The following is a 12,181-nucleotide window of genomic DNA, read 5'->3' as shown; positions in this document are numbered from 1 at the left end:
CGGAACTTCTAGGGCTGCTTCGACTCCTCGCCCGCGTATTTTCCGGTCAGGTCATTCCCTCGAATCCGCAAAAGATCGACAACCATTCGAATGCCATCGCGCAAGACTCTTACCTTGCTACCCTCGTTGTGAGCCCAGCGTACCGGCACTTCGATGGCGCGCAGCCCGAGCTTACGGGCCAGGAACAATACTTCCGGGTCAAATCCGAATCCGATGATTTGCTGGCGCGAAAAAATGGCCCGTGCCGCCGCCCGGCGGAACAGCTTGAATCCACATTGGGTATCCCGATAATTCAACCCAGTCAGGACACGCAACGCAAGGTTGAAACACTTGCCGGCGAGCTCGCGGCGCATGGATTGGTGAACCTCGATCCATTCACGCTTGAGGGCGCGGGAGCCGAAGGCTACATCGTAACCACCAACCGTTGAATCCAGTACGGCAGGAAGCAAGCGCTCAACTTCTTCGATGGGCGCAGAGAGATCCGCATCGGAGAATAGGATCAGGTCGCCCTCGGCGGCCAGCATGCCGACGCGCACGGCATGACCTTTACCGTGATTCGGCGACAATTGAAGTACACGGAGGCGGTGTTCGGAGGGAAAAAGGTTCCGCACCAGTTGCGCCGTGCCGTCCGTGGAGCCGTCATCGACCACCACCATTTCCCAACGGTCCACGCGGCGGCCTAAAAATTCCACCACGCGGCACACGGTCGCGCCGATGCGTTCCGCCTCGTTATAGGCCGGGATGACCACGCTCAGGAAGATATCTTGTCCAGCGGATATTTGTTGCTCATTCATCGTTTAGTTGGTCGCTTCCGGCAGCCCGCCGTGTTCTCCTCCATCGCACCATCAGCGCCGTTCCACATGCTACTCGAACCGCAGTGTAATCTGAAAGTTTACGCCGATCAGGCCATTATGATCGCGGATGCCCACAACGGAAAGCTTGGGGCTGATGAGCCATTCGGCCTGCACGTACTGCTGCTGCGCGGTCGAAACGTCAGTAACGTAGAGCAGCGTGAGGTTGTTGCGGAACTGCTGCTCTAGCGCCACCGTCGCGCTCGCCGGCCTACCCAAACCGCTGATCTGAGGATCGACACGCACGCGACCGGCTCCGAAGATGCGATCGAGGCGCGAACCAATCTGGCTGCTGAGCGCCTGCGACAGGAGCGAGTCCGCTGTTACCTGCGGCAACTGCTGCGACGTGGAGGGCTGCAGCGAAGTCTGCCGCCCGCCGCCCGCCACCAATAGCGCGAGAATGTCGCGTGTGGGCAGCGGTGGGTCCGAACGATAGGTTACATTCAGCCGGTCGGGCGGCCCGGAAAAATCCATGGTGATGTCGTATTGCTGCACCCGCGCCTGCACATTCAGATTGAGCACTGGCTCGAAGCGGAACGGATTGAGAAACGATATCTCGCCGCGGTTGATGGTGTATCGCTTCCCGGCAAATTCAATTTCGCCGCCCAACACGCCAACGCGGCCCAGTATCGCGGGCTGCTCTCCCGTGCCCTGGATACGTGCCTCCACCACGGTTTGCAGATTGCGCGCCGTGCGCGTGTCCAGCCGAACTTCGGGAGCAGAGTTCACGGCGAGGCTCAACCGCAGGTTGCGCAAGAACGGAGAATCGTTGAATGGAACGGGACTGCCGCGTCGCCCCAGCAAAACCTGCGCCAGATCATTGGGCGGCGTTACGGCCTGGCGCGCGATGGTAACCCGGCCTTCCAGCAAGCTCGCACGAGTCGAGCCGGTCCAATTCAACTGTCCATCGACCCAGGTGTTCAACTCCTCTGGATAGCGTATGCGGACATTCCGAACCGTGCCGTTCAGGTTGAACTGTATTCCTGCGCCTTCGCCGTAGCGCACGTTGCCGCCGATCAGAAGTTCGCCGCCACCGCTCTCGGCGCGGAATCCCTCCAATTCGCCGCGCGTGCCGTCGAAGACAATCGCGCCGCGGATAGCTGCCAGCGAATTCGCCAGCCTGCCAAACTGCGCGCTGCCGTTGACCACCTGCAATCGCCCGCGCCACTGCGGCCTGCGTAGCGTGCCGGTAATCTGGGCATCAAGCAAGGCTTGGCCCTGAGTTGCCACTTGCGGGTCCAGCTTACTGAGCGCGGCCAAATCAATCTGCCCCTTGGCCGTTAAGTTCATCGCCGGGTCGGAGACGGTGCGAATGGTGCCGCTGGCGGTCAGGTCGACTTGATCCCCCATGAGATGAAGTGAACTAATCTGAACCATCTGATTCGCGTAGCGCAATTCGACGGGCCCGCTGGTGCGCATGGAGACGCCCGCGCGCGTTACTTCCAGCCGCGTGACTTCGCCCTCGCCAACAATGGATTTCGGGTCTTGCAGGTTGCCCGCGATGTTAGCCGTGGCATCCAGCAACCCGTCCAGCCCTGGTGGCGGCTCCTGCTGCAAGGAAACCAGCGACCGGATTGCTGCATTGCGCAAGTCGAGTCTCGCCGCAAGGATTCGTGGCGCGGCAAGACCCACTTTCCCGCTTCCTGTAATTTCACCGCCGAACATCGAGCCGTCGGATCTCCAATTCACTTGAGTCCGATCCGAATCGAACTCAATCCTCAGCCGCCCGTCGCGGAGCGCACCCAAGCCCGCATCGCGCACAGTGAGTTCCCCGCGTAGTTGCGGACTCTCCCATGCGCCCCCGCCCGAAATGCGACCGGAAAGAATCCCGTTGATCGCCATTGGCGAACCGGCTAGACGGCTTTGGAGCATCCCTAATTCCTTGATGGAGATGTCCGCGGCGGTCAGGTCCAAATCAAACTGCCGCTGCGCGAGACGCACCACGGCACTCCCGAATAGTGTGCCGCCTTTTTCGATCCGCAGAGGACTGGCCGTGATGACCGGGCCGGGATCGAAGCGCAGTTCGGCGGTGAGGCGCGAGAACGGCTCGTCGTAGATGGTGCCACCTGTCATCTGCACGCTGGCCCGACCGCGTGGATTTTGCCTCGTCCCAGAGGCGTCAAAGGTGGCCTCGATCATTCCGCTCACCGGATAGTTGGAACCAGTCAATGATTGGACCGCACTAAGCGCCAGTCGATTGACGCTCCCCTGAGTGCGGAACACGCTGCCTGGAACAAATCGTCCGTCCTGAAGCTCCAGAAACAGATCGAATTCAGCCAGCGCGGCGCCGCGCCGGAGTCGGCCCGAGGTGATCTCCACCTCGGAGCGGCTACGCGCCGGGCTGGGGGAAACCTGCGCGGCATTCTCCGACTGCACACTGCGGTGAAAATTCAGGCTACCGGCGAATTGATCCCAGCGCGTTTGCTCATACGTCAGGCCGGAGAATTCCACGGGGCCACGCAGACGCGCATCGCGCCATCCTCCACTCAACTGAACATCAGCTTTTAATTTTCCATCCAGGGTCAACGGCAGTTCGCTAAAGCCTCGCCAGAACAACTCCGCCAGCGGCTTATTCACGTCCAATTCGGCAGTCTCCATGCCGAGTTGCATGGAGGATTGCTGCTCCTCCAACCAGCCCTGCGCAGTAAGACGGGTGCCCGGCAGTTGAATTACCACATCCACGTCTTCGAGCCGCCGATCCTGAATCAGGTAGGTCCCTTTCAACTGGCCATTAACAGCAACACTTCCTTCAGGAATAGTCGCTGACGGCTGCACATTCAAGTCAGCATCCAGCCGCATGTTGCGCACTATGCGAGTTGGCGGTGCGCCGGAAGTGTATGCCGATTGTGCCGGCTGAATTCGTTGCGAAGGGATATCCGCTGGAGCATTTTCAAATGACACGTGAACAGGACCAGACAAATCACCGGACCAAGGCAAGCGGGTTAAATCCACCGGCAGCGTGCGTATGGCCTGCGCCGCCTCCGCAAAGCCGAGCCGTTCGACTTGCAAATCGGAATCGACAGAGGCGATGCCATTCTCCCATTTCACTTTGGCGTCCCCGGTCATCTGACCACCCGCGGCAGCGATGTTGATGCTGCGAAGCTCTGCATGAATAGGCTGCGAACCGCTCGCATTCGCAGCGGTTTCTCTATTTACTGTCAGCTCGGAGCGGAGCCGCCACGGCAGGTGTTCCCAATTGCGAATCCCTGTGCGGGAAGTATTGACCGTAAGCGCGCCACCAAGGTTCCAGCGTTCACTGCTGACTTGCCCTTGGCCCTGCCAGCGAATATCCCCCTGCCAGCCGCGCGCGCGGATCAGTCCGCCGGCTTCCTGCCAGTCGAGTTGCAAATCGTAGGTCATCGACAGGTCCAGACTGCGATAGCTGTTTACTTTCACGGTCGAGCGGATCAGTGATCTCCCGGCGCGCAGTTCCATCGCCTGCACCTCCGCGCGCTGCGGATAAAAATGGAACTGCACGGTGCCCGTTAAAGGCAGCGTCGCCGCATCACGAAGCTGAAACGTACCGTCGCGCAATGCGAGAGAACCCTGATAGCCTGACTCTCTGACCGCGTCCGTGGCAGCAGCGTACGCCAGGCGCAGATCCACATCACGAGACTGAAATGCCAGCGGCACGCGATGTTGGTTCCAGGCCAACAACCCGTCGATTACCTCAATCGTGCCGATGCGCAGTCCGAGCAATTGCTCGGCCCAGCCTCCCTGCCCGTCTGGCCGCGGCGGCGACAGGGGCAGATTGTTCGAGCCGTCCTCATAGAACTCCAGACGAATACGCGGCTCAGTCAGCTTGACGGATTTGAACTCCGTGGCCAGTGTCCAGACGGAGAGCAGCGTCCAGGACGCTTCCACCTCGCGCGCCGCAAACAGTGGCTCTTCCTCATTGGAAGTACTATTCGCCCGCACTCTGCCGCGAACCACCAAATTTCCCAGGCGTGCGCGAAGATTGGTCCAGTCGAACGCGAATTCCTCCAGCTCCACTTGAACACCCAACGTCTGCGTGAGCCCGCTGACAATGCGTTGGCGGATCGTCTCCTGAAACGCATCGCTCTGGAGGTACGTAATTCCCGCCAATAGTAAAGCGACGACGAGCACGCCACACACCACGACGGCACGGCGGCGCAAAGGACGTCGTTGCATGGGCTGGGCTACAGCTTGCCCTGGATTCGTTTCGCTCACTAAATACATTCCCTCAATGGCTTAAATTATTACTTCCCCTCGACTGATTCGGCAGTCGCGCTTCGCTGATCGAACAGGCGGACACCGCTTTCGCGGCGCAGATTCACCAGCCATGGTTCCAGCAGCTTGTTGATCTCCCGCTGGATCAGTATCTCTTCGATCTTCTCGCCCACCTGGTCCAATTCCGGAGGCGTTTCGCCGGGTTGCTCTGTCTGCTGCGTCGCCTGAATCTGGGGTACGAACTGCTCGCGATAATAAGCCTCCACCTGCTCACCTGGAATGCGGACTTGCGGACGCAGGGAATAATCCACAAACAACATAATGCGCCGTTCGCGCCGCATCCGCGCGCGCAGCATCTCCTCGGAAAAACCGTAGCGGACAAGAGTCTGTGCGAACTCCTCGGCGGTCGAATAGTTCCCGCGCAGTTCATCGAGCATCCTCTCCACCCTGGAGGTTTCATCTTCCATATCCGGCTCGTCGAGCGGCGCGCGGTCGCGCAACTGCTCAATTACAAGCTGGTCCACCAAACGCGAGATGGCAGGCCGCAGAGTTTCCAGGGCGAGAGAGTCCTCCCCATTCAGCTGCACCCGCGAATCGCCGGAAAGCAGCGCTTGGTAGTTGGCCTCCACCACTGCGGAATGAAACGATATGGCCTTGCCAGCGGCGGTGGCCACGATGCGGTCCACCACTTCGGCAGACGTGTCCACCGGCCTCCACATGAGCACGCCGAGCATCTGCACGACCGCTAACAGGTATCGCAACTTCATCGTGTTCCTCAAAATGTTTGGCCCACGCTGAATAGAAATTGCCATCGCGAGAGCCGCCGTGTCTCCGTTGCCGTGTCGGTTACCACAGGAAACCGCGTGGGGTTGATGGTGTAGCCGACATCGAAGCGGATGGGCGCCACCGCCGTTTCATACCGCGAGCCGATGCCGATGGCGTGCGTCAGATAACTAAAATCAGAGGATTGATCCTGTTTGCTCTTCAGGGAAATTTCCCGGACGCTGGAGAACACATTGCCCATATCATGAAACAGCACGCCAATGATGCTTTGCCACACAGGGAAGCGCAGTTCCACCGTGTTCAACAGCAGTGCGTTTCCGCCGACCGCAAAACCCGTGATCAGATCCCGCGGGCCGGCCTGATTCAGTCCGTACCCACGATGTGTGCTGCCGCCGCCGGTGAAGAACCTTTCGGAGATGGGGATGGCGCGCGTGGCGATCTCCTGTGGCGTATCGGACATCTCCGCGCCGGGAATTACAAATATCCGCTCCTTGCCGAAAGGGGTCTGCGCGCCGAACTGGGATGACCGCACCAGCGTCAAACCATTGGGCAGACGGTAATAGGATGAATGCTGAATCAGGCCGCGAACAAAGCTGGCCTCTGAGGCAAACTGCCGCGCCGCGACGGCCAGGTCCAGCGAAAAGAACGCACCCTGCCGGGGGCTGCCGGGTGAATCGCGCGTGTCGCGCAGCCAGATCAGTCCCGCCAAGCCCACCAGCACGGGCTGACTAACCAGCGGTATCTGGTCGCGCGAAATGCGCAGCGTGTTTTCATCCACGGAGACGCGCCGGAAGGCGTAGCGCGAAAGCACCGTGGTGGCGCGCGAGCGCCGCATCTCAAACTGCAGCGAGCCCTCCCAGCGTTTCGCCGTGAACGTCTTCACATCCCTTGTTTCATCGTAGAAGGCCAATAACGACCCAGTGAGCCACGGTGCGTTAAACAAACGAGGTGCGGTGTAAGTAAGGCCTGCGCGCCGCTGCAATGCGCTGAACCGTGCGCGCATCCCGGCGGTGTGCGGCCGGCCGCCGACGTTCAATCGAGTGATGGCCAGCGAGACATCCGGACTGAACTCCGTCTCGCCCTCCTGGCCGGACCCACCGAAGCGGCCCACCTCCGCGCCCAGTCCCAGTTTCAGCGTGTAGCGCCGCGCCTCCTCCAGGTAGATCAGTACATTTTTCTGCGCTGTCTGCGAGCCTGGATTCTGCAACCCGATATCCACGCGGCTAAAAACGCCCAGATCATAGAGGCGGCGCTGGGTGTCCAACAAGCGGCCCTGACTGACCGGCTCGCCGGGCCGCACCTGAACCTGGCGGTTGACGATGCCGGACCGCGTGTAGCGCAGATCGCCGATGAAGACGTTGGCCACATAGGAAGGCTCGCCTTCCTCCAGAATATACTTCAGGTTTCGCTCGGTCTCGCGGACCTCCGACTCAGCGCGAAAGCGCGCGGCGGGGTAGCCTTCGTTCAAATAGAATGTCAGCAGATGATTGCCGTCCGCTGTCACCATGGATTCGCTGAATGGCTGCCCGGAATCGGCATTGATCAGACCACGCAATTCATCTTCAGAAAATGCCGTGTTGCCCGCGAACGCAAACTCCCCGATCCGCGTCTGCGGGCCCTCCTCCACTTCGATGAGGACATCAATATCTCCCTTGTTATTGGGGTCTGACTCGCGCAACGATCCGCGAACCTCTGCCTGCGCGAAACCGTTCTCATTGTAGAGCGCGCGGATGCGGGCCAGATCGCGATCCAGCAACTGGCGGCTGAAGCGTCCGAAGCGCGAAAGCAGCCGAGGCGTTTGTATCTGCATCTGCTCGGCGATGACCTCGGTGCGGAAGTACTTGTTGCCGCTGATCTGAATGGATCGCAACCGGTGATGCTCTCCCAGGTTAATCAGATACTCGATCGAAACCTTCTCATCGCTGGAATTGGCGGCAGAATTCCCGGACGGATGCCTTACGGTGCTGACCGCCACGTCGAAGTACCCTTCGGCCTCAAAATGCGAACCAAGATTTCGCTCACCCTCGCGCAACAGGTCCTCGTCCAGGGAACCTTCCTGATATACCGGCACCAGATCCCGCAACTGGGAACGACTGAGACTCGCCCCGGTCAGGACGATCTCCACCAGCGTGCCGGCGGCTACGGTCACATCCCAATCCACCTGGTTGGTCTCCGCATGGTAGGTGCGCCGGGTCAGATCAATGGAGGCTTGCAGATAGCCATCCTCCTGGTAGCGCTCCCGAAGCCGCTCCAGACCATTCTGCAGATAATCCGAGTTCACACGTTCACCCCGCTTCCATTCCGCGTGCTGCACGATCCGGTCCAGGGGATAGATGGGCGTTCCGGAAACTCTCACCTCGCCCAGGCGGGCGCGCTCGCCCGTTTTCACTTGAAAGACAACGGAGGCTTGCTGCGAATCGGCGTTGCGCTGCGTCGTCCAGGATATTTCCGCCTGAAAATATCCTTGATCTTCGAGAAGTCCCTTCATTTTTGCGATGGCTACCGCGAGGCTGTCATCGGTCAGCGGGGCGCCGAGTTCGAGAGCGGTGGCAACGCGCAATTGCGTTTCGCTAGGAGGCGCATCGACTCCCTGCACGCGGACAGTTCCCAAGAAGTACTGACCCTTGGTAAGAAACGTAATGACGACACCTTCTAGCGACTCGGACGCGTCAGCGCGAATATCCACAAATCGTCCCGCGGCGTATAGCCGCTCCAGGCTTTCGCTCACCAGAGCCGCCCGGTACGGCGCGCCGGGCTTGATGGTTACAATTCCCTCCAGCTCGCTCTGTTCAAGTTGACGCTCACCGTCCCTCTCAGGCCGGTGGAGAACTCGTGCAACCGGCTTACCTTCCCACTCGGCAGCGGCAGATTCCTTCACCATCATTTGCACGAGGAGCAACAGGCAGGACAGTGAAACCAGCAGCCGTGATCCTGCCGAGTCCAAGCGAGGGCAAGTATCAGCCGGGCGCGGACGAAGCGGGGCACCAGATGGCTTGCATATATTTCGCAGACGGGATTGGGCCATCGCGCAGGACTTCATTCAAAAAGTTTAACAAGCCTCGCCGAAGAGGGACACTGCATTCTTAAGATGGCAGGTTAAGTTCTCTCAGAGGTATGTTTGATAGCCGACAGCAGAACAGTGGCGCGCTGCGGACCGCTACTTCGCGGATACGCGGTCCAGACGGAAAGGTCGGGCGGCGGACATTCCCTTGAGCCGCTCCCCGGCCTTCTCCATGGCGACCGCGGAACCATCGATCCCGATCCACCTGCGCCCATGCATGGCCGCGGCAGCCAGCGTGGTGCCTGACCCGGCAAAGCAGTCCAGCACCAGATCGCCGGGATTGGACGACGTGAGAATAATGGTCTCCAGCAGAGAGAGATTTTTCTCCGTGGGATAGCTGGGATAAGCCGGGTCCTTGAAGGTCCAGATGTCCTGACGCTTCTTTCCAGCCCGCCGGATGTCGTCCGCATAAACGATCTTGCGTGGGTTGCCCCGCGCGGACCACTCGATCATTCCGGCCTGGTCGAGCCGAGTCAGTTCGGCTGGAGCATACCGCCAGTGGCGGCCGGGAGGCGGCGGCTGCCCCATCCAATTCTGCCCCGTCGCACCCTGGCGCGTTTCACCGGGAGCGTGCAGTGGAGTGGTCGTGTAGCGCCGCCTGCGTTTATCGGCACGCGGAAACAGCCGGTCCAGGTCGTCTTCGCTCATCATCTCGCGCTGCTCGTTCCAGACGTGGCACCCGGTCTTCGAGTAATAAAGCAGACTGTCCTTGACGTTGCCGAAGGCGCGCCGCAGAAAATTCTTGGGGTTGCATTTAACGCGCGTGATCTCGTTCAGAAAGTTTTCCGGCCCAAAAACCTCATCGAGCAACACGCGAACGTAGTGCGACATCTGGTGGCCGATATGCACCCAGATCGCGCCCTGCTCGCCCAGCAGCTCGCGCAGTACGATCAAACGCCGGCGCAAGAACTCCAAATACTCCGCGCGTTGTAAATGGTCTTGATAGGCCAGTTGGTCCCCGGAGGCTTTACTCATCGTGGAAGTGCGCAGCTTCCCCGCGCGAAAATCATTCATCGAGGAAAAGGGCGGATCGATGTAAGCAAGCGTAATGCGGCCGGCAATCTGCTCATCACGCAGTAGAGCCTGCATCACCGCCAGGTTGTCGCCGTGGATCAACCGGTTCACCCATCGGCCAGATGTCTTGCCAATCGTCTTGCCGCCACGGATGGCGATGGTGCTCGGCGGATGCAGCAGCTCGCCTTCAGCCGCCTTATTTTCGTAAGCCAGCTCGATATCGACGGGAGTCCGTGGAAATTTTCGGCGACTGGATTTTTCATTGGCAACAGCCGGGGCATTGACGCCATTCGTTCGGCGCGGACTCGGGCGGCGGGGTGATGGTCCACGTTTCGCAGGCATGTGGCCTTCGTTAGACAGGTGAGTTTTCAACAATTTCCTGAAGGATCGCCTGGAGAATCGAAAGTCGCTCATGCTCCGGGATCCGCTCGCGCTCGGCGCAGTATCGTTTCCATGTGCTCGCTTGAGCCGCAGGAGAACTGCACCAGCCTTCGAGGATGGGCCATGCGACCTCTTCCCCCCAGCGATTTCCAGCCGCCGCCCAGAAGAAATCGAGCGCATCGCGCGGAAGTCCGAGCTGGCGTTGCAGCGCCTCGCCAAGGATCAGGTGCAGGCCGGGAGTTACCATGGAGTCAATAAGCAGAGTGACCGGCACTTCCGTGCTTGCGCGCGCGGCGCTCAGGGCGCGCTCGTTCCAGCTTCGCAACTGGGGATGCGGTTGGAAGTGGATCATCTCATCACGGGTCAAGCCAAGGGAGATGCCGAACTTCACCCAAAGCTGAGGCAATGAAAAGAACGCTCCACCCACGGGGTCGGCATCGGCCTCGATGCCGACGAAACCGAGCAGCGACCGCAGCAGATCGCATTCTTCGCAGTTGGCTGCCGCCAGGGTGTGCCGGCGTATCGTCACGATTATGGCTGCATAATCGTGCCGGGCCCATTCGCGCAATTGTGCGCGGCTCCATGTGCCATTGGCGATGCCACGCAGGAATGGGTGAGCAAAACGGGGATCGTTACAGATGGCCGCGGCCACCAGCTCCTTCGCAAAATCATGCGCCGCAAATACGCCGGCGGGGACGGGTGGAAAACCTTTCGTTGTTGCTGCCGACGACCGCTCCAAGGCATTTTGGATGTCGAGCTTAAATGGATCGCGCATCATCATCTTTCGAGTGTCACCTTCACAACTTGTGCAAAAGCGGCTGCATCTTCAGCATCCAGTCTTCCAGCTCACCGGCAGGCCCCATGTCGTGAGGATCGAACACCAGTGGGCACACCGACACGCAACCGTCGCGAATCGCGGCATGGTCGGTCCCTTCGGCGATCTTGTGTTGCTGCAACTCCTCGCGAATCCACCAGCCGCTCTCCTCGCCCGTGCGGTTGGCGTCCAGACGAATGCGGCGCGCGTGGCGGTCGGCCCGTCGAGTGATTCTGGCGCCGCGATGCTGCCGCCCGTAGGGAACATTCACATTCAAGGTAACTCCGCGCGGGATGCCGTGCTCGATCAGCAGGCTCATTAAGTGGCGCACATAATGAACGGAAGCGTTATAGGAAGAGCCGCGCAGCGCGGCCAGCGAGATGGCCACCGACGGTATGCCGTTAAATGTTCCCTCCACCGCCGCGGCCACGGTGCCGGAGTAATACACATTCTGGCCGAGGTTGCCGCCTTGATTGATCCCGGAGAGAACGAAGCTGGGCTTGTGCGGAAGAATCTTGTGCAGCGCCAGGAGAACAGCGTCGACCGGCGTGCCATCCACTGCATAGCTATCCGCACCCATTTTTTGGTAGCTGACCGGCCGGTACAGCGAAATGGAGTGGCTGGTCGCGCTCATGTGATCCTTCGGCGCAACCGTGGTTACCTCACCCAACGGTGCCACGGCATTGCGCAGCGCGGCGATGCCTTCGGCGTTGATGCCGTCATCGTTGGTCAAGAGAAAGTGTGGGGTTCCGTTTCCAGACATGAATTGGTTTCAGTTAGGACGTTGCGAGAAAATCGCCAGCCTTGAAATTCACCATCGCCACAAGATGGAAGGTCCCATCTCACGCGGAAGGTTCATCATAACACAGCGAATTTCGTGGCCGTCCCAGCCGCCAAGCCAGCCGGCATGGTTGAGAACTGCGCCGAGTGCTGCTACTGTAGAAAAAGCCGAATCGGGCGCACCACTGGGGCGCCACCACGCGGAGAGGTGCGAGAGTGGTTGAATCGGGCGGTCTCGAAAACCGTTGAACCTTTACCGGTTCCGTGGGTTCGAATCCCACCCTCTCCGCCATAAAATAAGCTGCT

At 60.0% G+C, this 12,181-nt stretch carries 7 protein-coding genes and 1 tRNA gene; 1 reads left to right on the top strand and 7 read right to left on the bottom strand.

The features are described 5' to 3' along the window. Positions 1-8 precede the first annotated feature (8 nt). The 7 genes from EXQ56_07690 to surE all read right to left on the bottom strand — a co-directional run bounded on the left by EXQ56_07690 (position 9) and on the right by surE (position 11,858). On the bottom strand, positions 9-794 hold the full coding sequence (locus EXQ56_07690; protein ID MSO20334.1) for a glycosyltransferase family 2 protein: 786 nt from the start codon (positions 792-794) through the stop codon (positions 9-11). 69 nt (positions 795-863) lie between these two features. Further along, a complete protein-coding gene (locus EXQ56_07685; protein MSO20333.1) occupies positions 864-5,051 on the bottom strand; it encodes a hypothetical protein in 4,188 nt (1,395 codons plus the stop codon). A 20-nt stretch (positions 5,052-5,071) separates the two neighbouring features. Beyond that, complete coding sequence (locus EXQ56_07680) at positions 5,072-5,809, bottom strand: hypothetical protein (protein ID MSO20332.1); 738 nt, start codon at positions 5,807-5,809, stop codon at positions 5,072-5,074. Between the two features lie 8 nt (positions 5,810-5,817). Then, positions 5,818-8,865: a hypothetical protein gene (locus tag EXQ56_07675; GenBank protein MSO20331.1), complete on the bottom strand. Its 3,048-nt coding sequence runs from the start codon at positions 8,863-8,865 to the stop codon at positions 5,818-5,820. Positions 8,866-8,982: 117 nt separating this feature from the next. Next, positions 8,983-10,461 (bottom strand): site-specific DNA-methyltransferase, encoded by a 1,479-nt coding sequence (locus tag EXQ56_07670; GenBank protein MSO20330.1) that lies wholly within the window; start codon positions 10,459-10,461, stop codon positions 8,983-8,985. Then, positions 10,253-11,062: a hypothetical protein gene (locus tag EXQ56_07665; protein ID MSO20329.1), complete on the bottom strand. Its 810-nt coding sequence runs from the start codon at positions 11,060-11,062 to the stop codon at positions 10,253-10,255. Before EXQ56_07665 ends, EXQ56_07670 begins: the two co-directional genes overlap by 209 nt. A gap of 16 nt (positions 11,063-11,078) precedes the next feature. Continuing rightward, the gene (gene surE / locus EXQ56_07660; protein MSO20328.1) at positions 11,079-11,858 is read right to left on the bottom strand and encodes a 5'/3'-nucleotidase SurE; all 780 of its coding nucleotides are present in this window, start codon (positions 11,856-11,858) and stop codon (positions 11,079-11,081) included. A 219-nt stretch (positions 11,859-12,077) separates the two neighbouring features. On the opposite strand from surE, the gene EXQ56_07655 reads away from it, so the two are divergent. Continuing rightward, positions 12,078-12,167: transfer RNA gene (locus EXQ56_07655), tRNA-Ser, on the top strand. The last annotated feature ends 14 nt before the right edge of the window (positions 12,168-12,181 follow it).

This window comes from Acidobacteriota bacterium (assembly GCA_009691245.1).
Lineage (GTDB): Bacteria > Acidobacteriota > Terriglobia > 2-12-FULL-54-10 > 2-12-FULL-54-10 > SHUM01.
This window is presented reverse-complemented; position numbering and strand designations above follow the sequence as displayed.

Bases quoted from the DNA above. Each gene is read 5' to 3' on its own strand.
- EXQ56_07690 (MSO20334.1), bottom strand. From the start codon at position 794: ATGAATGAGCAACAAATATCCGCTGGACAAGATATCTTCCTGAGCGTG.
- EXQ56_07685 (MSO20333.1), bottom strand. From the start codon at position 5,051: ATGTATTTAGTGAGCGAAACGAATCCAGGGCAAGCTGTAGCCCAGCCC.
- EXQ56_07680 (MSO20332.1), bottom strand. From the start codon at position 5,809: ATGAAGTTGCGATACCTGTTAGCGGTCGTGCAGATGCTCGGCGTGCTC.
- EXQ56_07675 (MSO20331.1), bottom strand. From the start codon at position 8,865: ATGAAGTCCTGCGCGATGGCCCAATCCCGTCTGCGAAATATATGCAAG.
- EXQ56_07670 (MSO20330.1), bottom strand. From the start codon at position 10,461: ATGCGCTCGATTTCTTCTGGGCGGCGGCTGGAAATCGCTGGGGGGAAG.
- EXQ56_07665 (MSO20329.1), bottom strand. From the start codon at position 11,062: ATGATGATGCGCGATCCATTTAAGCTCGACATCCAAAATGCCTTGGAG.
- surE (MSO20328.1), bottom strand. From the start codon at position 11,858: ATGTCTGGAAACGGAACCCCACACTTTCTCTTGACCAACGATGACGGC.